The organism is Microbacterium shaanxiense (assembly GCF_054779995.1).
Genome location: NZ_BAAGXE010000002.1, coordinates 538,162 through 562,183 on the forward strand (window position 1 = coordinate 538,162; position 24,022 = coordinate 562,183).

The window sequence follows — 24,022 nt, forward strand, 5'->3', positions numbered from 1 at the left end:
ACGACATGATCGATGTCCTCGTCGCCGATGACGAGCATCCTGCTCTCGACGAGCTGACGCATCTGCTGCGCCGTGATGATCGCATCGGTGAGATCCTGACGGCGAGTTCCGGCGCGGAGGTTCTGAGGATGCTGTCCGCGCAGGCCGTGTCGATCGCATTCCTCGACATCCACATGCCCGGCCTCTCCGGCATGGAGCTCGCGCGTTCGCTGGGGTCGTTGGCGACTCCTCCCGCTGTCGTCTTCGTCACGGCGGACGATGCCCGCGCCGTCGATGCATTCGATGTGCGTGCGGCGGACTACCTGCTCAAGCCGGTCAGGGCCGACCGGTTGATCCGCGCCGTCGACCGCGTGCTGGAACTGGGAGGAACCGCCGCGCCGTCGGACGACGAGGTGCTCTCGGTGACGGTGGGCTCCAGCGTGCGCTTCGTGCATCGCAGCGACGTGCGCTGGGTGCAGGCACAGGGCGACTACTCGCGTCTGCACACCGCGGACGACATGGGGCACCTGGTGCGCATCCCGATCTCGGAGCTGGAACAGCGATGGGCCGATGCCGGATTCGTCAGGGTGCATCGCTCGTACCTGGCCGCCGTCGCCGCGATCGATGAGGCACGACTGTCCGGAGGCGAGCCCTCTGTGGTGGTCGGAGCGGTCGTGCTTCCCGTGAGCAGGCGGCTCCTGCCCGCCGTGCGCGAGGCGCTGGTGCGCGGAGCGCCCAGATGACCGCGCAGCATCCGCCTCGTCGCGTGCGCGTGAGCGCGGACGACCGCCGTGCGCACGACCATGATCACACCCATGGGATCGCTCTTCCCGGCACGCCGGCCGACGACGCGGATGCCGTGTACGCCCGCGCCCTGAGGCGCAGCCAGCTGCGACTCGCCCTGGGAACGGTCGCAGGATTCGTCGTGGTCGCAGCGGTGCTGACCCTCGTGATCGCGCTCGTGCCCGAGATCGATCGGCTCGTGATCGCGGGGCTGCCGCTGTCGTGGCTGCTGCACGCGTTCGCGTTCTATCCCATCATCATCGTGTTCGCCCTGCTCTACGCGCGCGGCGCCGCGCGCAACGAACGGGCGTATCGTGCGCTGAGGGAGCGCGGATGAACCCCGTGTTCGACCTGCTCGGCATCGCACTCGTCGTGATCGCGACGCTGCTCATCGGCGTCTACGGTCTGAGGGTGTCGCGCACGACCGGCGACTTCTTCGTTGCGTCGCGCACCGTCAGGCCGGTGTGGAACGCCTCGGCGATCAGCGGAGAGTACCTTTCCGCCGGCACGTTCCTCGGCCTGTCAGGACTGGTGCTGCTCGAGGGTGCGCGCGGCTTCTGGTTCCCGATCGGCTATGCCGCCGGATATCTGCTGGTGCTCGTCTTCGTCGCGGCGCCGCTTCGCCGCAGCGGGGCCTACACCATCCCCGATTTCATCGAGGCGCGGCTGGAATCGGTCAGGGCGCGGCGCGTGACGAGCATCGCCGTACTCGTGATCGGCTGGCTGTACATCGTGCCGCAGTTGCACGGCGCCGGCATCACGCTCATGGTCGTGGCTGGTCTGCCGCAGTGGATCGGCGAGGTCGCGATCGCCGTGCTGGTCGCAGCATCCGTCGCCGCCGGCGGCATGCGGGCGATCACGTATGTGCAGGCGTTCCAGTACTGGCTGAAGCTGTTCGCGCTGCTGGTGCCGCTGTTCTGCATCGCGTTCGCGCTGACCGGCGGGCCGCACGAGATCGATCCGGTCGTGATCTTCCCGGCATCCGCAGGTCCTTCCGGCTTCGACGCGTACGAGACGGCGTCGCTCATGGTGGCGCTGCTGCTGGGGACGATGGGGCTGCCGCACGTGCTGGTGCGGTTCTACACGAGCCCGACCGGCGTCTCGGCTCGGCGCACGACGGTGCTGGTGATCGTGATGGTGAGCGCCTTCTACGCGGTCTCCAGTGCGATGGGACTGATCTCCCGAATCGTCGCCCCCGATCTCGCGGCACCGGGAGTCGCCGACACCGTGGCCTTCGTGCTGCCGTCGAGGGTCTTCCCCGGGCTGTTCGGCGAGCTTCTGACCGCACTCATCGTCGCCGGCGCGTTCGCCGCGTTCCTCGCGACGTCCGCCGGCCTCGTCGTGTCTTTGGCCGGGGTCGTCAGCCAGGACGTGTTCTCGGGATCCGTGCGATCGTTCCGACTGTCGGCGGTGCTGTGCACAGCGGTGCCGCTCGTGGTGGCGCTGCTGACCGTGCCGGAGGGTCTCGGCTCCAGCGTCGGGATGGTGTTCGTGTTCGCGGCATCCATGCTCTCTCCCATCGTGCTGCTCGGAGTGTGGTGGCGGGGGCTCACGGCGCGGGGTGCCATCGCCGGCATGACCACGGGCGGCGTCGCCTGCGCGCTGTCGCTGCTGATCCACACCGCGATCGGCGGGGTGGGCGCAGCCGCGCCGTTCCTCGCGCATCCGGCCGCGTGGACGGTTCCGCTGGCGACCGCCGTGACGGTCGTGGTCTCGCTCATGGACACCCGTGGAGCGCCTTCACGGGCGGATCGCTACCTCGGGCGGCTGCACACGCCGGAGCGCGCCTGACCCGAGTCGTGCAGCGTCCATATATCGCAGATCGCTCTCGGAATCGACATCTGGTGCACGAGTGATCTGAGCGCTAAGTTGATCGACGGTGCGGCAATGCCGCCGCAGCTCACCAACCATCGGAGAGACACATGGGTCGATCACCCTTCCGATTGGCGATGGCCGTCACAGTGGCCGCAGTCGTCATCGGATCCTCGGCAACTGCCAGTTTCGCAAGCGTCGAGGGGGTGACACATCCCGCACCCGTGGAGGGCACTCCAGGTCATTACATCGTCATGATGAAGGCCGATCCGCTCGCCACCTACGAAGGAGACACGAAGGGGCTGCGCAGCACGAAGCCGAAGCCTGGCAACCAGCTCGACGCTCATTCGCAGGACTCGCAGAAGTACATCGCGCATCTGAAGAACGAGCAGCGCAAGCTCGCGCAGGCCGGTGGAATCACGCCGGACGCCACGTACCAGGTGACGCTCAACGGCTTCAGCGCCGAGCTCACCGGCGACCAGGTCGACGCGCTGCGCTCGTCGAAGGACGTGCTCGGGGTGTTCCCTGACGAGGTGCGCCATCCCGACGCGCAGACCTCCACGGACTTCCTGGGACTCGGCGACGACAGCGCGGGTGCCGGCGGGGTCTGGGAGGAGACCGGGGGCGTGGATCACGCCGGTGAGGGCGTCGTGGTCGGCGTGATCGACACGGGCATCGCCCCAGAGCATCCGTCATTCGCGGGCGACAAGCTCAAGAAGCAGAAGCAGAGCGGCGGCGACGCGTACAGCGACGGTTCGTACGTGTACTTCGACAAGTCAGACGGCGGTCAGTTCCGCGGAGCGATCGTGCAGGGCCAGGACTGGGACAAGCACGACTACTCGACCAAGCTGATCGGCGGGCAGTACTTCTCGGCCGGCGCGACGGCGGCTGGATTCGACTTCCAGTACGACTACCTCTCACCGCGTGACGGAGACGGCCACGGTTCGCACACCGCCAGCACGGCGGCAGGCGCCTTCGGGGTCGACGCCGCCGTGAACGGCGTCGGGCTCGGCACGATCTCGGGTGTGGCACCGGCGGCCAAGGTCGCGGCGTACAAGGCCTGCTACGTCGGTCCGGATGCCGCGGTCACCGACGACGACATCTGCGCGCTCAGCGACCTCATCTCCGCGATCGACCAGGCCGTCGCCGACGGCGTCGACGTGATCAACTACTCGATCGGCGGGGGAGCGGCCACCACCGTGCTCGCGCCGGACGACATCGCCTTCCTGAACGCGGCTGCCGCAGGCGTGTTCGTCGCGGTGAGCGCGGGCAACGACGGCCCGGATGCCGTCACCACCGACCACGCCTCGCCCTGGTACACCTCGGTCGCGGCATCCACGATCCCGACCTGGGAGGGCACGGTCGTCTTCGACGGATTCACCCAGGCCGGTGCATCCGTCTCGGTGCCGTTCGGCGAGACCGTGACCGGCCCGTCGATCTACGCCGCTGATGCCGCGGTCGCCGGTGCGGTCGATCCTCGTCTGTGCCTCCCCGGCACGCTCGACCCCGCGAAGGTGTCGGGGCACATCGTCGTCTGCGATCGCGGCGGCAACGCGCGGGCGGAGAAGTCGCAGGTCGTGAAGGACGCCGGCGGCATCGGCATGGTGCTCGTGAACGTCCCCGGTGAGGCGGACTCGCTCGACAACGACTTCCACGTCGTGCCGACCGTGCACCTCTCCTCCGTGCATCGCGAGGCGGTGCTGGCGTACGTCCAGGGCGGCGTCGACCAGCCGATCTCGCTGATCGGCGAGAACACCACGGACGAGGTCACCCCGGTGCCTCAGATCGCCGGGTTCTCCAGCCGCGGCCCGGTGCACGCCGACGGCAGTGATGTCATGAAGCCCGACATCGCGGCTCCTGGCGTGGCGATCCTCGCGGCGACGAACAGCGGCAGCAAGGACGAGCCGACGTTCGGCATCCTGTCCGGCACGTCGATGGCGTCGCCGCACATCGCCGGTCTCGGTGCGCTGTATCTCGGTGAGCGTCCGAACGCGACGCCCGCAGAGGTGAAGTCCGCGATGATGACCACCGCGTACGACACCGTGAACGCAGACGGTTCGGCGAACACCGATCCGTTCGCGCAGGGTGCAGGGCAGGTCGATCCGTCGCGCTTCTTCGACCCGGGGATGCTGTACCTGAATGACGTGACCGACTGGGCGGCGTTCATCGAGGGCAAGGGGCTCGCAGAGTTCGAAGGCATCGAGCCGATCGACGGCAGCGATCTCAACATCGCGTCGATCTCGATCGGCACCCTCGCCAGCGCGCAGACGATCACGCGCACGGTGACGTCGACGGAGGCCGGAACGTTCACGGCCAGCATCGACGTTCCCGGCGTGAGCGCGACCGTCGAGCCGTCGACGCTCAGCTTCGGCGGTGCGGGAGAGACCGCGACCTACACGGTCACCTTCGACAACGAGAGCGCTCCGGTCGAGCAGTGGACGACGGGATCGCTCACCTGGTCGAGCGAGTCGAACTCGGTGCGCACGCCGATCGTGGTGTTCCCCGTGACGGCGGATGCTCCGGCCGAGGTGACGGGAACCGGCGTGGACGGCAGCACAACGGTCGAGATCACACCGGGGCTGGACGGCGAGCTGCCGCTCAACCTCGCAGGTCTGACGCCGTTCCAGCTGCTCGCGGATCCCGCCAACCCCGTCGAGGGTCACTCGGGTGACGAGAACTCGGGAGATGCGAACAAGGATGTCGCGTGGGTCGTGGACGTTCCGGAGGGAACGTCGCTGTCGAGGTTCGATCTCGATTCGTCGGACGACGAGGGCAGCGACCTCGACCTGACGGTGTACCGCGTGGTGGCACCCGATGATCTGCGCTACTACGAGCGGTGGCAGTCGGCGTCGGCGTCGGCCGATGAGCAGGTGACGCTCCCGGCTCCGACGGCGGGCACGTACCTGGTCGTCGCGAACGTGTACTCGACGACCGGGCCGATGACGTGGGACATGACCTACGCCAACGTCGCGCCGGGCGGCGAAGGTGCGCTTACGGCGACGCCGAACCCGATCCCGGTGACGCAGGGCCAGTCGACGAGCTATGAGCTCAGCTGGAGCGGCCTCGCGGCTGGCACGGAATACCTCGGCGTCGTGCAGTACGGTGACTCCGACGTGCGGACGATCGTCTCGGTCGACACCGGACAGTAAGGAATTCGGGCCGTAGAGCTACTGCCCGGTAGAGCTGCTCGCCGGTAGAGCTGCTCGCCGGTAGAGCTGCTCGCCGGTAGAGCTACTGCCCGGATGCGAAGGGGCGCCTCGTGCACATGCGCGGGACGCCCCTTCGCCCGCCGACGACCAGCTCTCACACGAACATCACGCGCAGCGGTGCTTCGTCGGTGTAGGTGCGTCCGAGCGGACTGGTCCAGAGGATTACGCCATCAGCGAGCTGCTTCGCCGTCCAGCGATCGCGCGCATCGACATCAGGATGCTTGAGCGGATGATGGCTGGTGCAGAACAGGCACAGATTGCACAGTGCAGTCGGTCCGCCCTTGGCGTGGTCGTGGTTGTGGTCGATCTGGCAGCGATGCGCAGGTGCCCGGCACCCGGGGAAGCGGCAATGCTGGTCGCGGGCGCGGAGGAACCGTTTCATTCCCGCAGTGGGCACGTAGTTGTCGGTCTCGACGACCATGCCTCTGGAGTCGAGGAACGCTCGGTCCCAACTGCCGGTGCGACCGGCGAGAATTCTCGCGGCGTCAGGAGTCATCGGCCCGTGACCGTTGAGTTCTGCCATCGCGTCGTCGTCGCCCGCGAGCGTCGACGCGCTGATGGTGATCTGAACAGTGGCCTTCACGGATCCGAGCGCTGTGGTGGTGACGCTGGTGGGCGTCGTCGTCAGAAGAAGGTCGGCCAGGATATCGGCGCGCAGCTGATCCTTGGTGCGCGTGTCGTGTTCGAGGGTGCCGTAGCCGTCGTGCATCGGGGTGGAGTCGTGGAACGCGTCGTCGTCGCCGGTCGCGTCATCGAAGTCCTCATCACCGATGAAGTCGTCGAAGTGCTGATCTTCGGCCGGGACGGTATCGCCGTCGTCTGTCGGCCGCTCGGCGGACGGCGCTTCCCACGGTGCGGGCTTCGCCATCGAATCGCGGAACTCGTTCTCGAGATCGATCGGCGGCTCGGGGTCGAAGGGGGTCTGCTGTGCGAGAGCGGCATCGCGCTCGGCCCGGATCTTCTCCAGCGTGGAACGGCGAGGCCGACGCTGCCCCTCCGGTCGCGCCTGGGTGACGTCGTCGGCCATCGCCGTCAGCCGGTCATGGATCGCATACGCGAGGAGCTCGGGCAGGATCGCCGTCAGCACAGCCATGCCGTCGCCGTCTGACCTGACGGTGACACTGCGCTCCGAGCGTGCCCGGCGATGCTGCTCCGCCGTCCCATCGGGATGCACGGTCACCGCGACGCCACGGGCATGAGTGCGGGTGCGAGCAGCGGTGTCATGCTCCGCGAAGGGCAGAACCTGCTGTTCGTAGTCGCCGCGCAGGCGTACTGCATCCGGATGGCCGCTCACGTTCGGAGCCTCGGCGACGATGGCATCTGCGTGACGCTTGCTGATCGCGCCGGCCGCCAACGACGCCAAGGTCTCGGGGAAGAGGCGAGCCAATGCCCACGCGCTCGTGATGTGCGTCGCCACCGTCGACGGCGGGACATGCCCCGCGGCCGCATACTCCGCGCACATCGATCGGAACGCGATCTCATCGGAGCCCGGTTCCAAGGAACGCTCCTGTGCCAGCAGGTCGAGCCGTTCAGCCAACAGTTCAGCGCGGCGCGCTTCGAGTGCACCGATCTGCCTGCCCGCATCGACCCAATCGTCGAGCAGGGCGCCTTGACGCACGAGGGATTCCTCGGGTGCCGGTCGCGGTGGGCTGATCGTTGCCATACTTCGAGCTTAGAACATAGATTCGAATAAGGCAAGAGAATATCTGGTCGATATTCGATTCTTTACCCGCATTCAGATCTGCCGCCGCCGCGGCTTCAACCTCACGTTCGGCAGCTCGGGAGCGGGGATCCGCTCCGACCCGTGGGCCACCACATGCCCGAACCGAGCGGATGCGGCATCCGGTGTCTCCCAATCGGCACGCGCCTGAGCGATCTCATCATGGGTGCGGCCGGCGAAGTTCCACCACATCACGAGGTCCTCCTCGAACGGCTCGCCGCCGAGGACGAAGAGCAGCGCACCCTCAGTGCTGGAGACGGAGACATCCGACCGTGCATCGCCGAGGTACAGCATCTCGTTGCGCGCCTGCGGGCGTCCGGCGACCGTGACATCGCCCTCGACGAGCACGACCGCGTGCTCCCACGCCTCATCGAGCGGCAGCGCGACGGTGCTCCCTGCCGGCAGCGCGATCTCGGCCCCGACGATCGGCGTGTGGGCCGTCGCGGGGGAGCGGACCCCAGCGAACTCGCCGAGCACGATGGTCGCCGCGGCATCCGGACCGGACGATGCCGGAAGAGCGACCGTGGGAAGGGACGTGTGCTGCTCGAACCCGCCAGCACCGTGCCTGGCCGACTCCGGCAGCACGACCCACAGCTGCAGCGCGTCGAGCGGGATCGGCTCCTCGCCGAGCGAATACTCCGAGTGCGAGATGCCGTCGCCCGCCGTCATGAGGTTCAGCTGCCCGCGCTTCAGCGTCACGTCGCTGTCCACCGAGTCGCGGTGACGCATGTCGCCCACGAGCGGCCAGGTCACGGTCTGCAGCCCGATGTGCGGGTGCGGCTCGACTCTCATCTTCACCGGACCCGGCCCGAAGCGGTCGAGGAAGCACCAGGCTCCGACGGTCGGCAGGTCGCGGTTCGGCAGTGTGCGCAGCACGCTCATGCCGCGCACCCCGCCGAGCGGCACCTCGCGCGGTTCGAGCGCGATGGAGTGCTGGCCGATCATTGCCCGGTGGCGTCTGTCGGGTCGGTCGGAAGCTGCGGCCAGCGGATCTCCGCGCCCTCGACCTCGTGCGTCTTCAGGTACTTCGCGATGTAGGGGCAGTACGGCACGATCGTGTCGTCGGATGCTGCGGCATCCGCCAGTGCGCCCGCCGCGAGAACCGAAGCCAGGCCCTTGCCCTGGAACGCGGGGTCGACCTCGGTGTGGATGAAGCGGATCTCGCCCGGGCGGTGATCGAACTCGGCGAAACCGGCGAGGGTGTCGCCGACGCGGATCTCGTAGCGAGACGCGTCGTCGTTGCGGGAGACAGTGGTGTCATCGGTCATTGTTTGCTCCTTCGCGTTGTCCGCTGGTCATCCCCACCCTAGGACGGCGGGCGTCCGCAGGGGTCGTTACGCTGGAGGGATGCCGCAGACATCCCGTGACCCGTACGAGGATCTGCCGTGGGATCCGACCGAGCCCGCCCCTTGGGAAGACGCCCCTCCGCCCGAAGAGATGGACTGGGAACCGCAGGGGCCGGGTTACGAACCGCCGCTCGACTGGGGTCAGGGCCCGGCGACGCCAGTGGTGGCATCCTCTGCTCCCGTCGCGCGACAGGCGGCGCCGGCGCGCTACGCGACCGCCCGCGAGGCGCTGCACACCGTCTTCGGCTACGACGCGTTCCGCGGCGACCAGGAGGCGATCGTCGATCATGTGATCGGCGGTGGGGATGCCGTCGTGCTCATGCCGACCGGCGCGGGAAAGAGCGTCACCTACCAGGTGCCGGCGCTCGTGCGCGAGGGCACCGGGCTCGTGATCAGCCCGTTGATCGCACTGATGCACGACCAGGTCGACGCGCTGCGCGCCAACGGCGTGAACGCGGCCTATCTGAACTCGACGCAGTCGGTCTCCGAACGCTCCGAGGTCGAGCGGGCGTATATCGCCGGCGAGCTCGACCTCATCTACGTCGCGCCGGAGCGGCTCTCGAACCGTCAGACGACGACACTGCTGCAGCGCGGGGTGCTCAGCGTCATCGCGATCGACGAGGCGCACTGCGTGTCGCAGTGGGGCCACGACTTCCGCCCCGACTATCTCGCGCTGGGCGACCTCGGCGAGCGGTTCCCCGGGGTCCCGCGCATGGCGCTCACCGCCACCGCGACCCGCGCCACGCACAAGGAGCTCACCGAGCGCCTGCAACTCGACGGGGCCGGCGGGAGCGCGGGAGCGAAGCACTTCGTCGCGAGCTTCGACCGCCCGAACATCCAGTACCGCATCGTCCCGAAGGTCGACCCGCGCAAGCAGTTGGTGCAGTTCGTCCGTTCGATGCCCGACGGCGCAGCGGGCATCGTCTACGCGCTCAGCCGCAAGTCCGTCGAGCAGACCGCGACGTATCTCGCGGCGCAGGGGCTCGACGCCCTGCCGTACCACGCGGGCCTTCCTGCCGAGGTGCGCGCCGCGAATCAGTCGCGGTTCCTGCGCGAGGACGGCGTCGTGATGGTCGCGACGATCGCGTTCGGCATGGGCATCGACAAGCCGGATGTGCGGTTCGTCGCGCACATCGACCTGCCGAAGTCCGTCGAGGGCTACTACCAGGAGACCGGTCGTGCCGGTCGAGACGGCGAGCCGGCAGTGGCGTGGATGGCCTACGGTCTCGGCGACGTCGTGCAGCAGCGCCGCATGATCGACCAGAGCCCCGGCGATCGCACGTTCAAGATGCGGATGGGGCAGCACCTCGACGCCATGCTCGCTCTGTGCGAGACGGTCGAATGCCGGCGCCGGAACCTGCTGAACTACTTCGGCCAGGAATCGATTCCCTGCGGCAACTGCGACACGTGCCTGGAGAAGCCGGAGACGTTCGACGGCCTCGTTCCGGCGCAGAAGCTGCTGTCGACGATCGTCAGGCTCAAGCGGGAGCGCAACCAGGCGTTCGGCGCCGGTCACCTCATCGACATCCTGCGGGGGTCGTCGAACGACCGCATCCGCCAGCAGAAGCACGACGGTCTCGCGACCTACGGCATCGGCGCCGACCTGTCGGATCAGGACTGGCGCAGCGTCGTGCGGCAGCTGCTCGCGCGCGGCATCCTCGTCGCTCAGGGCGACTACGGCACGCTCGCCCCCGGTGCGGTCGCGGCCGGCGTGCTCAGCGGCGAGACGCCGGTGCCGCTGCGCAAGGACACCATGGGGAGGGTCAGCGCTACCCGCTCACGCAAGACGTCTGCGGCAGCGGATGCCGTCGCCGAGGGCGACCGGTCGCTCTTCGAGGCGCTGCGGGTGTGGCGCGCCGAGACGGCGCGGGAGATCGGCAAGCCGGCGTACATCGTGTTCGGCGACGCGACCCTGCGTGCGCTCGCCGAGCTCCGTCCCGCGTCGATGGGCGACCTCGACGGCATCACCGGCATCGGTGAGAAGAAGCGCGAGGCCTACGGAGACGCCGTGCTCGCGGTGGTCGCCGCGAACTGAGTGGCCGGGGCCACTCTGACGCTCAGCGCTACAGTTCGTGACATCCGCGACACCGATCGATGGCGCGCTTGTCACGAGGTGTAGCGCAAGCGTAGAGCGGTGGTCGCCGCGAACTGAGGCGTCAGCCCGTGAAATCCTCGGCGTGCACGGCGACGGTCGCGGCGCCGCCGATGAGCTTCGACACCGGACAGCGGGCGTGGGCGGCAGCGAGCACGCGCTCCGTCTCCGCGGCATCCGCATCCTGCACCGACAGGAACGCATCGACGTGGAACTCGTAACCACCGCCCGCCGAGGCGTCGTGCAGTTCCACTTCGACCCGCACCGCGGTCTGCACGCGACGCGCCACCACGGCCTGCGCTGTCGCGTTCAGGCATGTCGCCCAGGCGAGCGCCAAGAGCTGTTCCGGGTTCGTCCCCGCCGGATCGCGGTCGGGGTTCAGCGGTGACGAGACCGTCACCGTCAGCCCATCCGGAACTGCGGCCGTCCCGTCTCCGCCATCACGATTGATCGCCCCTGTCCGATACCTCATGCTCATACCTCAACTATAATTGGACTCAGTACACCAACTCCGGGCGATGAAGCCGCGAGCGAAGAGAGCGGCACGCATCGATGGAAACCACGGGCACGACGATCGTCGAGTTCAGCGACGTCAGCAAGTACTACGGCGACCGCTCCGACCAGCCGCCGGCGCTCGACGGCATCGACCTGAGCATCGATCGCGGCGAGATCTTCGGCGTCATCGGCGAGAGCGGTGCGGGCAAGACGACGCTCCTCGAACTCGTCAACGGGCTCATCACGGCCGACCGCGGTGAGGTGCGCGTCGACGGTGCGACCATGGCCGGACGCAGTCGCCGCGAGATGCGGATGCTGCGCCGGCAGGTCGGCGTCGTCTTCCAGGGCATCCACCTGCTCAGCAATCGCACCGTGCGGCAGAACGTCGCGCTCGGACTCCAGATCAGCCGCAGGGCAGGCATCCGGCGCACGCGTGCCGAAGAGCGGGCCGCCGTCGATGAGATGCTCGCCTTCGTCGGCCTCACGCATCGCGCCGACCATCACACGGCCGAGCTCAGCGGTGGGGAGAAGCAGCGCGTCGGACTCGCCCGCGCGCTGGTCACCCGCCCGCCGCTGCTGCTCTGCGACGAGCCGACCTCTTCGCTGGACGCCAGCACGACCGCCGAGGTGCTCCGCGTGCTGCTCGACGCCCGCGAGAAGTTCGGCACGACGATCGTCGTGATCTCGCACGACCTCGACGTCGTGAAGGCGATCTGCGATCGCGCGCTGCTGCTCGAGAAGGGGCGCATGCGCGAACTCTTCGCGGTGAAGAAGACCGACCTGCGCGCGATGCCCAGCTATCACGAACAGGTCAAGCGGGAGCTGATGTGATGGGCTGGCTCACCGACCTCCTCTCCGAGTACGGCGCGGACATCGCCGAAGCGCTCGCCGAGACCGGGTACATGATGCTCGTGTCGTTGGCGGCGGCCGTGCTGATCGGACTCCCGCTCGGGATGGTCGTGTTCCTCACGCAGCGCGGCGGCATCGCCGAGAACCGCCCGGTCTGGACGATCGCGAACATGTACATCAACATCGTCCGCTCGTTCCCGTTCCTGCTGCTCGTCGTCTTCCTCATCCCGTTCACCCGTGCCGTGATCGGCACCAGCTTCGGCACGCAGGCGTCGACCCTGCCGCTGTGCTTCGTCGCCGTGGCCATCTACGCCCGGCTGGTCGAGCAGATCCTCCGGGAGATCCCGCCGGGCATCTCCCGTGTCGCGGTCGCGATGGGTACCACGCTGCCGCAGGCGGTGCTCCGCGTCCTCCTTCCCGAGGCGCGTTCCGGACTCGTCTACGCGCTGACCTCCGCGGCGATCAGCCTGCTGTCGTACTCGACCGTGCTCGGCGTCGTGGGCGGCGGCGGCATCGGCGACTTCGCGATGCGCTACGGCTACCAGGAGTACAACGACGCGCTCATGTACATCACGATCGCGATCATCGTCGTCTGCGTGCTGGTGATCCAGGCCGTCGGACACCGTGCCTCCGAGAAACTCGACCACCGCTGAGCCGCCGCGCCGGCGCAGTGGAACAACCACCCCGAAGAGAGAAGGATTCATGAGAACCGCACGTATCGGCATCCTCGCCGCGAGCATCGGAGCCGCTCTGGTGCTCGCCGGATGCGCGTCGGGCCAGCCGTCCGAAGGCGGGGATGCCGCAGCATCCGAACCCGTCGTGCTCAAGATCGCCGCCGTCACCGCGCCGATGACGGATGTCGTCGAGGCCGCGGGGGAGGCGATCGAGGACGGATACGAGATCGAGCTCGTCGAGGTCTCGGACTACATCACCGCGAACACGATCGTGAACGACGGCGACGCATACGGCAACTTCTCGCAGCACGAGCCGTACATGCAGGAGTTCAACGCGGCCAACGGGGCCTCGCTGGTCGCCGTGCAGCCGGTGTACAACTTCGTGATCGCGTTCTATTCGAAGACGCTCGACGACATCGCCGACCTTCCTGACGGCGCCACGGTCGCCGTGCCGAACGACTCGTCGAACCTGGGCCGCGCGCTCAAGCTGCTCGATGCCGAAGGCGTGATCACCCTCGACCCCGATGTCGACCCCTACGTGTCCACCGTGGACGACATCACCGAGAACCCGAAGAACATCGAGTTCCTCGAGGTGCCGATCGCATCGCTCAACTCTGCGTACGAAGAGGCCGACCTCGTCTTCCAGTGGCCGTCCCACATCGCGGCTCTCGGCCTCAACCCCGCCGACGACGGCCTCATCACAGAACTCGACGACCGGTTCGCGCTGCACGTCGCGGTCCGTGAAGAGGATGCCGACAGTGAGGCGACCGCGGCGTTGAAGGCCGCGTTCGCCAGTGACGAGGTGCGCGAGGTCATCGAGTCCAACGGCACGATCGACGTCGCCTTCTGAGCGGAGCGCACCCGATGAGAGGAGGAAGGTGTCGGCCACGATCGCTCGAGACCGACACTTTCCTCCTTTGAAGGCGCGCCGCCGCCCGCGGGAGCCGGGCTGTGGCCTCGCGACAACTCGACCTGACCGCGTGCCGCGGGAGGCTTGGAGGTTGCGCACACAACGCTTGGTGGCGTGTTGGAGGACTCCTACGGTTGAAGCATCCTTACTTCTCTTTGAGAGGAACTCTCATGGTCGACGCCGCCGTCCGCACCGCAGCCTCACACAGTGACGACGATGCCCCGCGCATCGACGTCGATCGGGTCAACGACCTTCTGCTGGGCACCTGGGCAGACACGCGCCGCACGGCGCGCGCGATGATCAAGGATCCGGCCTTCTGGCGCATGGACGAGCTGGGCAAGGACGAGCATCGCGAGCGCGTGCTCAGCCAGCTGCACCTGCTGGTCGAGAACAAGGCCGTGCACCGCGCGTTCCCGAGGGCATTCGGCGGCGAGGACGACAACGGCGCGAACATCTCCGGCTTCGAAGAGCTCGTCGCGGCCGATCCGAGCCTGCAGATCAAGGCGGGAGTGCAGTGGGGACTGTTCGGATCGGCCGTGCTGCAGCTCGGAACCGAAGAGCACCACAAGAAGTGGCTCCCCGGGATCATGGACCTCTCCATCCCCGGCGCGTTCGCGATGACCGAGATCGGACACGGCTCCGACGTCGCCTCGGCCGGCACGACCGCGACCTACGACCCCGAGACCGAGGAGTTCGTCATCAACACGCCGTTCCGCGGCGCGACGAAGGAGTACCTCGGCAACGCGGCGCTGCACGGTGTCGCAGCGACCGTGTTCGCGCAGCTGATCACCAACGGCGTCAGCCACGGCGTGCACTGCTTCTACGTGCCGCTGCGCGGTGACGACGGCGACGACCTGCCAGGCATCGGCCGCGAGGACGACGGTCTCAAGGGCGGCCTGAACGGCATCGACAACGGTCGGCTCTCGTTCGACCACGTGCGCATCCCCCGCACGAACCTGCTGAACAAGTACGGCGACGTCGCCGCCGACGGCACCTACACGAGCTCGATCGACAGCCCCGGCCGCCGCTTCTTCACGATGCTCGGCACCCTGGTGCAGGGTCGCGTGTCACTTGACGGCGCAGCATCCTGGGGCTCCGCCCTCGGCCTGTACATCGCGATCACCTACGCCACGCAGCGCCGCCAGTTCGACGGCGCTGACGGACAGGAGGTCGTGCTGCTCGACTACGGCAAGCACCAGCGCCGGCTGCTGCCGCGTCTTGCCACCACATATGCGCAGATCTTCGCGCACGACGAGTTCCTGCAGAAGTTCGACGGAGTGTTCTCCGGTCGCACAGACACACCCGACGACCGCGAAGACCTCGAGACCCTCGCGGCAGCACTCAAGCCGCTGTCGACTTGGCACGCGCTCGACACCCTGCAGGAGGCCCGCGAGGCCTGCGGCGGCGCCGGCTACATGTTCGAGAACCGACTGGTGGGGCTGCGTCAGGATCTCGACATCTACGTCACCTTCGAGGGCGACAACAACATCCTGCTGCAGCTGGTCGGCAAGCGACTGCTGACGGATTTCGCGAAGCAGTTCAAGGACAAGGATGCCGCGGCGCTCGCGAAATACGCGGTCGGACAGACCGCAGGGAAGGTGTTCCACGGCGCCGGCCTGCGCCGCTTCGGCCAGAACATCGCCGACTTCGGCTCGACCGCGCGCTCGGTCGAGAACGGTCTGCGCGCCGAGCAGCAGCACGAGCTGCTGGCGGACCGCGTGCAGCAGATGGTCGCCGACATCGCCGGCCGCCTGCGTCCTGCGGGCAAGGACAAGGTGCTCGGCGAGAAGCTGTTCAACGAGAACCAGGCCGACCTCATCGAGGCAGCGCGCGCGCACGGCGAACTGCTGCAGTGGGAGGCGTTCACGGATGCGGTCAACAGCATCCCCGATGACGGCACCCGTCAGGTGCTCACGTGGCTGCGCGACCTGTTCGGCCTGCAGCTGATCGAGAAGCACCTCGCCTGGCACATCATCAACGGGCGCCTCTCGACGCAGCGCGCCGCTGCGGTGTCGAGCTACATCGACCGACTGTGCCTGCGGCTGCGGCCGCACGCCCTCGATCTCGTGAACGCCTTCGGCTACGAGCCCGAGCACGTGCGTGCGCCCATCGCGAGCGGTGCGGAGCTGGAGCGTCAGAACGAGGCCCGTGCGTACTACGCCGAGTTGGCGGCATCCGGTCAGGCGCCGATCTCGGAGAAGGTTCTGAAGAAGCAGAAGCGCTGAGCGCGGCGACCTCGCCGCACTCACGGCGCGTCGGGTTCAGCCGGTAGGCGGCACGGGAGGACCGGCGGAGGGTGGCGGTGGAGCCGCGACCGGTGGAGCCGGGGGATAAATCCACTGAGGCGCGACAGGATGCTGCCCGACCGGATACGCCCCGTGATCGGCAACGGGAACGGATGCCGCAGGCAGGCGCCCGCGCCGGGAGATGATGAGCAGCACCACGGTGAAGGCGAGTTGCGCCACGGCGACTGCGGTCGCGACTCCCACCATGACCATCGGCGTCCCGGACCGGAGCAGATCCATCGGCACGATGCCGCGGAAGACGGGTGCTCCCATCGTGGTGACGAACAGCAGCGAGATCAGAAGCAGGAAGAGCGCCGGAATCACGAGCGACCACGGTGACCACCTGCTGGCGCCGATCCCGGCGACGGTGAATGCGGCGCCGACGATCAGTGCGAGTGCCACCAGAGGATTGATCGAGGTGTCGAAGGTTCTCACCGCGTTCATCTGACCCTCGCCGTTGCCCCAGACCAGCAGCCATCCTCCGACCGCCAGCAGCACGGGCGCCGCGACGAACCCTCCGACGACGACGCCTGCGCCGACGCCGCGTGTGCTCCGGCGGATCAACATGAGCGACAGGCCCATGGCCCCGAGAACCGTGCATACGAGGAGGGGGAGTCCGTAATAGAGCCCGTCGCCCCACGCCCGAGGAAGGAACGGCGGCGCGCTGATGAGCAGTTCGAGCATGAGCCCCGGCACGACGGCGAGCACCAGCGCCGCGAGTCCGAGCACACCGACGCCGATGAGGCCGGCAGAGCTCCACAGCCCGGTCGCGACGACGCCGACGAGGAGCAGGAGCCCGAGAATCTGCAGCGCGATCGGCCCCGCGAACTCCGTGAGGCCGACACCCGTGTAGCCGAACATCGTGAAGAGCCGGTACGCCTCGATGCCCCCGGCCGAGATGATGCCCAGAGCGATCGGCGTGACGATGACGCCGATCAGAGCAGTGGTGATCCTGGCCGTCGTAGATGATCGCATCACGGCATCCCCCCCGATTGTCGAGTGCCCAGGTTACCGGCGCGATACCCGTGTCGGCGGCATTGCCTACGCTGATGACATGACCTCCCTTCTCACCGGCGTCGACGGGCGCGCACGCTGCGCATGGATCGGGACGGATGCCGAGTACGCCAGGTATCACGACGAGGAGTGGGGAACCCCGCTGCACGGCGACCGCGCGCTGTTCGAGAAGATGTCGCTCGAGGGCTTCCAAGCCGGACTGAGCTGGATCACGATCCTGCGCAAACGCCCGCGGTTCCGCGAGGTGTTCGCCGGGTTCGATCCCGAAGCGGTGGCCGCATTCGACGATGACGATGTCGAGCGGCTGATGGCGGATGCCGGGATCATCCGCAATCGCGCCAAGATCCTCGCCACGATCGGCAACGCGCGCCTCGTGACCGAGATGGCACCGGGGGAGCTCGACGAGCTCATGTGGTCGTTCGCACCGGCGGCAGGCAGCCGCCCTCGGTCGTTCGCCGACGTCCCTGCAGTGACGGACGAATCGACGGCGATGAGCAAGGCGCTTCGCAAACGCGGATTCCGGTTCGTGGGAGCGACGACGATGTACGCGTTGATGCAGTCGACCGGCATGGTCGACGATCACGTCGAGGGGTGCTGGCGCGTCACCTGATCAGATGGGTATTCCTGCCCGTGGGGCGATCCGCATCTGGCGGTTAGGATGTACCGGTGCGTCCTGGGTCGATGGCCCGGCGCACGCTTGTGACGTCCACCGGGGGGAATCTGACGATGAAGGCGCTGTCATGGTTGCGCGCGAAACCGAAGACAGCCGCGTCCGTCGCGGGTGTCACCGCGGCGGTCGTCGCGATCGGCACGCTCGCCTTCACGTATGAGGGCAACCCGACCACCAAGGTCGATCTGAACGACGGCGGCGTCTGGATCACGAAGTCGTCAGCCCTCATGGTCGGGCACTTCAACAACGAGTCGACTCTGCTCGACGGCGGACTGCGCACCACGGGCGAAGGCTTCGACATCCTCCAGGACGAGTCGACCGTGCTCGTCACCGACCGCACGAACTCGACGCTCACCGCCGTCGACTCCGCCCGCGTCTCGCTGGGCGACAGCACCACGATCCCTGGTTCTGCAAAGGTGGCGCTCGGCGCCAGCACCGCCGCGATCCTGGACACCGAATCTGGCGACCTCTGGGTCGTGCCGGTCGCAGGCATCGCCGGTTTCGAACTGCAGGGCACCGACCCGCTCGTGGAACTGGGCAAGAACTCCGACGTCACCGTCGGGCAGGACGGCACGGTGTACGCCGTCTCCGGCGAGAGCGCCGAGGTCGTGACCATCCCGGTCGATCCGGAGGGGCAGGCGCTCGACCCGCAGACCGCCGGGCTCTCCGAGCTGGACTCCTCGATCGCGCCGTCCATCACGGCGGTCGGCGAGACGCCGGTGGTCCTGTCGCCGGCGGACAGCGCCGTGATGACGCCGGGAGGGATGCGCACCGAGATCACTGAGGCGGATTCCGCCGTGCTGCAGTACTCCTCGACGGCGACGGACACCGTGACCGTGGCGACCGCATCTCAGCTGGTCGACGTACCGCTCGACGGCGGCGACCCGATCGTCACGAAGGCCGGGGGCGAGGGCACACCGGCAGCACCCGTCTCGCTGCTGGGCTGCCGCTACGGTGCATGGTCCGGCACCGGCACGTTCGTGCGCGAGTGCCCCGGCGAGGACGACGACATCAATGAGAAGGTTCCCGGTGCCGAGTCCTCGGCGTCGCTGACCTTCCGCGTCAACCGCGACGTCATCATCCTCAACGACACGGTCGGCGGAGCGGCGTGGCTCACCGATGAGAGCCTGCAGCAGGTCGACAACTGGGACGACCTGACGCCGCCAGAGGGCGAGACCGAGAACGAAGAGGACACCACGCAGGAGACTGTGGAGACCACTCTTCCCGTGCGCACCAACGTGAACACGCCTCCGGTCGCGGAGGACGACGAGTTCGGCGTGCGGCCGGGTCAGACCACAGCGCTGCCCGTGCTCGACAACGACAACGATCCGGACGGAGATGTCCTGGTCGCCGCGGTCGCCGAGCAGCAGCCGTCGATCGGCACCGTGCAGCCGATCTACGACGGCGGCTCGCTGCAGATCGCCGTCTCAGAGGATGCGTCGGGATCGGCGTCCTTCACCTATGAGGTGGACGACGGCCGCGGCGGCAAGGACACCGCGAAGGTGAGTCTGTCCGTCAAGGACTGGGACACCAACACCGCCCCGAAGCCGAAGCGCGCGACGACCCTGGCCATCGAGACCGGTGGAACGATCTCGTACAACATCCTGCCGGACTGGATCGACCCCGAAGGCGATGACATCTACCTGCGCGGCGTCGTCGCGGCGCCGGGTGACGAGGTCGAGTTCACCACCGACGGGCAGATCACGTACCGGGCGACTGCGAGCCTGCAGGGCCGCAAGGAGGTCCAGGTCTCCGTCGCCGATGCCCTCGGCGAAGTCACGACCGGCACGCTCGTGCTCGACGTGCGCCCAGCGGGGACCACGCTGCCCAAGACGAACGCCGACCACGTGATGACCCGGGTCGGCGAGCAGGTCACGGTCTCGCCGCTCGCGAACGACTCCAGCTCTGGCCAGGAGCAGCTGCGCCTGACCAGGGTGAACGGCGATGAGACGCCCGGCGCGACCATCCAGCCCGACTACCCGAACAAGACCTTCACCTTCAGCGCCCCGGCGCCCGGCGTCTACTACGTGCTGTACGAGGTGGCCGCAGGCCCGAACGGCGTGCCGGGCATCGTGCGCATCGACGTGGCCGATGCGAGCGAGCAGGATCTGCCGCCGGTCGCTGTGCGCGACGTCGCACTGCTGCCGACGGGTGGCGAGGTGCTGCTGGGTGTGCTGAACAACGACACCGATCCGTCCGGCGGCATCCTCGTGATCCAGTCGGTGACCGTGGAGCCCGGCAGCGGCGTCTCCGTGTCGGTGCTGAACCACGAGTCGCTGCGCATCGGCGATCAGGGTGCTCTCGACGAGCAGGTGCGCATCAGCTACCGCATCTCGAACGGGTCGAAGACCGCTGAGGGCGAGGTGGTCGTGATACCGATTCCCGCGCCGGACAAGATCCTCCCGCCGGTCACCACGCCGGATCAGGCCGTGGTGCGCGTCGGCGACGTCGTGACCATCCCCGTGCTCGAGAACGACACGAGCCCGATCGGCGACGCGCTCACGCTCGAGCCGGAACTCGTCGAGCCGTTCGTCGACCCGGAGGACGGCGAGATCTTCGTCTCGCAGGATGCCGTGCGCTTCAAAGCCGGCGACGAGGCGAAGACCGTGTACGCCACGTACGAGGTGTCCGACACCCGGGGGAACAAGGTCGGCGGGTACATCACGATCCAGATCGTGCCCGTCCAGGACGAGAACGCTGCGCCCCGCCCGCAGGACATCACGACACGCGTGCTGAGCGGCAACGTCGCCAACATCGCGGTGCCGCTGGACGGCATCGACGCCGACGGCGACTCCGTCGAGTTGATCGGCCTCGCCTCGAACCCGAAGAAGGGCCGGATCACCGAGGTCGCGCAGAACTACTTCGTCTATGAGGCGTATGCGGATTCCTCCGGCGTCGACACGTTCTCGTACCGGGTGCGCGACCGCCTCGGCAAGGAGGGCACGGCGACGATCCGCGTCGGGGTCGCCCCCGCGGAGGAGATGAACCAGGCGCCGTACGCGGTGAAGGATGCCGTCGTGGTGCGCCCAGGGCGCGAGATAGCCGTGCCGGTGATGCTGAACGACTCCGATCCGGAGGGCGACGAGATCGCACTCGTCAAGGAAGGGCTCGTGCTGGGGGACGAGTCCGGTCTCGACGCACGCGTCTCGGGCGACCGCGTGCTCGTGCAGGCTCCGGACCGCGCGGTGGAGACGTCCCTTCAGTACACGATCAGTGACGCACGCGGCGCGACGTCCCAGGCCGTGCTGCAGATCACGGTCGATGAGGATGTGCCTCTGCTCGCCCCGATAGCCCGCGATGACCGTGTGCTGCCCTCGGACCTCACCGACGGCGAGCTCACCAGCGACGTCGACATCCTCGGCAACGACGAGGATCCGGACGGAACGACCGAGACGCTGGACGTCGAGGTCGGAAGCGGCGGCACGCTGCTCGACGACGGCAAGGTGCGCGTCACCGTCGGCGACGAGATGCAGCTGATCCGCTACACGCTCACCGATCGCGACGAACTGTCGACATCGGCGTTCATCTTCGTGCCTGCAGTGAAAGACCTGCGGCCCTCGCTCATATCGACGAAGCCGGTCGAGGTCGTCAGCGGTGAGACGAAGGAACTCCCGCTCGACGAGTACGTGATGGTCGCGGGCGGCGGCACTGTGAAGATCACCGAGCACGCGAAGGTGAGCGCATCGAACGCCGATGGGGCAGACCTCGTCAAGGACCCCGGCACGCTCGTGTACACCTCGAAGGCCGGGTACTACGGCGAGGACGGCGTCACGTTCGAGGTCACGGACGGGACGGGTCCTGATGACCCCGAAGGTCGCAAGGCGACACTGACGATTCCGATCACCGTGCTGCCGCCGGACAATCAGCAGCCGACGTTCACCCGCGCAGAGATCAACGTCGCGCCGGGCGATGCGGCCACGACGCTCGACCTGGCGGCGTTGGTCACCGACCCGGATCCGGAGGATGCCGGTGAGCACGAGTTCTCGCTCGAGGGGGATGCCGGCGAGGGCCTCACCGCTCGCGTCGACGGAGACACGCTCAGCGTCGAGGCCGCCTCGAACACGAAGAAGGGCACCAGCCAGACGCTGACCCTTCAGATCACGGATGGCGAGACCGAGCCCATCGAGGGCACTGTGGTCGTGAACGTGACCGCATCCACACGGGCGCTCGCCACGGCGAACACCGACACGATCGACGAGGCGGATCAGGGCGCGACGATCTCGGTGCCGGTGCTCGCGAACGACTTCAATCCGTTCCCCGACACTCCCTTGAAGCTCGTCTCCGCCGCGCCGGAGGCCGGCAACGGCAGCGCATCGGTCGAGGGCGACGAGGTGCGCGTGACTCCCGACGACGAGTTCGTCGGCACGCTCGTGATCAGGTACACGATCGAGGACGCCACCGAGGACTCCGATCGCCATGTCGACGGTCGTATCGTGCTCACAGTGCAGGGCGTGCCGGAGGCTCCCGGTCGCCCGCAGGTGACGAGCGTGCAGGACCGCACCGTGGTGGTGTCGTTCTCCGCCCCGTCGAACAACGGCGCGGAGATCACCCACTACACCGTCTCGAGCACGTCGGGCAGCGCCTACAGCAAGCAGTGCTCGACGACCACGTGCACGCTGGATGGGCTGACGAACAACGTCGAGTACACGTTCCAGGTCGTCGCGACCAACCGCGTCGGGGATTCCGAACCGTCCGGCGCCTCGACGGTCGCGCGTCCTGACGCGCGCCCCGACACCCCGGTCGCACCGACCCTCGTGTTCGGCGACAAGTCGCTCAAGGTCGCGTGGACCACGCCGCCGACGCCGGGATCGCCTGTCGAGTCGTTCAATCTTCAGATCTCGCCTGCTCCGCCCTCAGGGATCACGGAGAAGACCGGGGTCACCGGAAACTCGCTCACCTGGGAGGGCCTGGAGAACGGCACGTCGTACCAGGTGCGCGTGCAGGCGGTGAACAGGGCCCCTGAGCCGTCGACCTACAGCGGCTGGTCGATCGCGGAGATCCCCGCCGGACCCCCGTTGCAGCCCGCGGCGCCGACGACGTCGGAGCTGGCACCCGTGGGCGACCAGGCGCAGATGCAGGTCTCCTGGACGGCGCCGAACGACAACGGCGATTCGATCGACGGCTATCAGATCCAGGTGCTCGAGGGCGGCTCGACGGTGCGCACCGTTCCTGCGGCGGCGGGGCAGACCAGCCAGGCCATCGTCGTGCCGACCTCCGAGCAGGGGTACACATATATCGTGCGCGCCGAGAACAAGGCCGGCTGGGGCCAGTTCAGCCCGCCTTCCGCAGAGCGCCGCGGTGCCATCAGGCCCGATGCGCCGAACACGCCGTCGATCGTCGCACACGACCGGTCGATCGAGATCACCTCCTCGTACACGCTGTCCGCAGAGCAGCGCAACGGTGCCAGGCAATCGGAGATCAGTTACCAGTACCGGCTCAACGGAGGCGGCTGGCAGGGCCTCAGCGGCAACACGATCGGCGGGCTGGACAACGGCACCGGTTACTCATTGCAGATCCGGGCGTTGTCGAATACCGGCACGGGGAGCTACACCGGTGTCGAGTCGGCTTCATCGAACAACGCGACGCCGTACGGCTTGCCGCCTCAGCCGAATGCAGGCGCCCAGAACAACGGCGGCAACATCACCTTGAGCTGGAGCAACAACGGCAACAACGGCGCCGCGCTCGACGACACGCAGATCCGCATCCGCGACCACAACGGCAACTGGAGCGGCTGGGACAGCGTCGGCAGCAACGGCAACCGCACCGTCGGAGGCCAGTACTCCCAGACCTGGGTCATCGAAGTGCGGGTGCACAACAAGGCCGGATGGTCGAGCGTCGCGTCGGCTTCTGCGACGACCGACAAGAGACCGGATCCGCGCGTCTGGGTCACGCAGGGCGGCGCAGCCGGAAACTGCGTGAACGGGTGTCAGCGCTTCACCGTCAACTGGACCGACCTCGACATCGGATCGCAACGGGTCACGTGCAACTCGACCGTCGACAACGTGATCGGCGGCTCCTCGTACACGATCAACTTCAACGGCAACGGCAGCACGACGCTGAGCTGCTACAAGGGCCGCGACGGCGTGGACGTCTGGGTGGACATCCTGGGCTGGGGCGACGGCGTCGACACTGAGAAGCAGTACTGGCCGAGACCGTGACCGCAGGCACGGCAGCGCAATCAAGC

At 67.8% G+C, this 24,022-nt stretch carries 16 protein-coding genes; 11 read left to right on the plus strand and 5 right to left on the minus strand.

Features of this window, described 5'->3' with window-relative positions:
* Window positions 1–5 precede the first annotated feature (5 nt).
* The 4 genes from ACYVG2_RS07520 (at window position 6) to ACYVG2_RS07535 (ending at window position 5,723) form a co-directional block, all read left to right on the plus strand.
* Complete coding sequence (locus ACYVG2_RS07520; protein WP_460780395.1) at window positions 6–722, plus strand: LytR/AlgR family response regulator transcription factor; 717 nt, start codon at window positions 6–8, stop codon at window positions 720–722.
* Window positions 719–1,099 carry a heavy metal transporter gene (locus ACYVG2_RS07525; RefSeq protein WP_460780396.1) on the plus strand — a complete coding sequence of 127 codons (381 nt, stop codon included), beginning with the start codon at window positions 719–721 and terminating at the stop codon, window positions 1,097–1,099. The genes ACYVG2_RS07520 and ACYVG2_RS07525 overlap by 4 nt, the downstream gene beginning before the upstream one ends.
* Window positions 1,096–2,553, plus strand: coding sequence for a sodium/solute symporter (locus ACYVG2_RS07530; protein WP_460780397.1), 1,458 nt, complete (start codon window positions 1,096–1,098; stop codon window positions 2,551–2,553). The genes ACYVG2_RS07525 and ACYVG2_RS07530 overlap by 4 nt, the downstream gene beginning before the upstream one ends.
* A 227-nt stretch (window positions 2,554–2,780) precedes the next feature.
* The gene (locus ACYVG2_RS07535) at window positions 2,781–5,723 is read left to right on the plus strand and encodes a S8 family serine peptidase (protein ID WP_460780398.1); all 2,943 of its coding nucleotides are present in this window, start codon (window positions 2,781–2,783) and stop codon (window positions 5,721–5,723) included.
* Window positions 5,724–5,877: 154 nt separating this feature from the next.
* Here ACYVG2_RS07535 and ACYVG2_RS07540 read toward each other — a convergent pair whose 3' ends face one another.
* The 3 genes from ACYVG2_RS07540 to ACYVG2_RS07550 all read right to left on the minus strand — a co-directional run bounded on the left by ACYVG2_RS07540 (window position 5,878) and on the right by ACYVG2_RS07550 (window position 8,771).
* Window positions 5,878–7,446, minus strand: coding sequence for an HNH endonuclease signature motif containing protein (locus ACYVG2_RS07540; RefSeq protein WP_460780399.1), 1,569 nt, complete (start codon window positions 7,444–7,446; stop codon window positions 5,878–5,880).
* Window positions 7,447–7,518: 72 nt separating this feature from the next.
* Window positions 7,519–8,448, minus strand: coding sequence for a pirin family protein (locus tag ACYVG2_RS07545; RefSeq protein ID WP_460780400.1), 930 nt, complete (start codon window positions 8,446–8,448; stop codon window positions 7,519–7,521).
* A complete protein-coding gene (locus ACYVG2_RS07550; RefSeq protein ID WP_448966670.1) occupies window positions 8,445–8,771 on the minus strand; it encodes a GNAT family N-acetyltransferase in 327 nt (108 codons plus the stop codon). Before ACYVG2_RS07550 ends, ACYVG2_RS07545 begins: the two co-directional genes overlap by 4 nt.
* A gap of 79 nt (window positions 8,772–8,850) precedes the next feature.
* Here ACYVG2_RS07550 and recQ point away from each other — a divergent pair, with 79 nt between their 5' ends.
* A complete protein-coding gene (gene recQ, locus ACYVG2_RS07555) occupies window positions 8,851–10,884 on the plus strand; it encodes a DNA helicase RecQ (protein WP_460780401.1) in 2,034 nt (677 codons plus the stop codon).
* A gap of 121 nt (window positions 10,885–11,005) precedes the next feature.
* Here recQ and ACYVG2_RS07560 read toward each other — a convergent pair whose 3' ends face one another.
* The gene (locus tag ACYVG2_RS07560) at window positions 11,006–11,419 is read right to left on the minus strand and encodes an OsmC family protein (protein WP_460780402.1); all 414 of its coding nucleotides are present in this window, start codon (window positions 11,417–11,419) and stop codon (window positions 11,006–11,008) included.
* A gap of 74 nt (window positions 11,420–11,493) precedes the next feature.
* Here ACYVG2_RS07560 and ACYVG2_RS07565 point away from each other — a divergent pair, with 74 nt between their 5' ends.
* The 4 genes from ACYVG2_RS07565 (at window position 11,494) to ACYVG2_RS07580 (ending at window position 16,094) form a co-directional block, all read left to right on the plus strand.
* Window positions 11,494–12,267, plus strand: coding sequence for a methionine ABC transporter ATP-binding protein (locus ACYVG2_RS07565; protein ID WP_460780403.1), 774 nt, complete (start codon window positions 11,494–11,496; stop codon window positions 12,265–12,267).
* The gene (locus ACYVG2_RS07570) at window positions 12,267–12,938 is read left to right on the plus strand and encodes a methionine ABC transporter permease (protein WP_460780404.1); all 672 of its coding nucleotides are present in this window, start codon (window positions 12,267–12,269) and stop codon (window positions 12,936–12,938) included. Before ACYVG2_RS07565 ends, ACYVG2_RS07570 begins: the two co-directional genes overlap by 1 nt.
* Window positions 12,939–12,987: 49 nt before the next feature.
* Window positions 12,988–13,809, plus strand: coding sequence for a MetQ/NlpA family ABC transporter substrate-binding protein (locus ACYVG2_RS07575; protein WP_460780405.1), 822 nt, complete (start codon window positions 12,988–12,990; stop codon window positions 13,807–13,809).
* Between the two features lie 230 nt (window positions 13,810–14,039).
* Window positions 14,040–16,094 carry an acyl-CoA dehydrogenase family protein gene (locus tag ACYVG2_RS07580; RefSeq protein WP_460780406.1) on the plus strand — a complete coding sequence of 685 codons (2,055 nt, stop codon included), beginning with the start codon at window positions 14,040–14,042 and terminating at the stop codon, window positions 16,092–16,094.
* 36 nt (window positions 16,095–16,130) lie between these two features.
* Here ACYVG2_RS07580 and ACYVG2_RS07585 read toward each other — a convergent pair whose 3' ends face one another.
* Window positions 16,131–17,129 (minus strand): hypothetical protein, encoded by a 999-nt coding sequence (locus ACYVG2_RS07585; protein ID WP_460780407.1) that lies wholly within the window; start codon window positions 17,127–17,129, stop codon window positions 16,131–16,133.
* 79 nt (window positions 17,130–17,208) lie between these two features.
* On the opposite strand from ACYVG2_RS07585, the gene ACYVG2_RS07590 reads away from it, so the two are divergent.
* Both ACYVG2_RS07590 and ACYVG2_RS07595 read left to right on the plus strand, forming a co-directional pair.
* A complete protein-coding gene (locus ACYVG2_RS07590; RefSeq protein ID WP_460780408.1) occupies window positions 17,209–17,778 on the plus strand; it encodes a DNA-3-methyladenine glycosylase I in 570 nt (189 codons plus the stop codon).
* 116 nt (window positions 17,779–17,894) lie between these two features.
* A complete protein-coding gene (locus ACYVG2_RS07595; RefSeq protein WP_460780409.1) occupies window positions 17,895–23,996 on the plus strand; it encodes an Ig-like domain-containing protein in 6,102 nt (2,033 codons plus the stop codon).
* The last annotated feature ends 26 nt before the right edge of the window (window positions 23,997–24,022 follow it).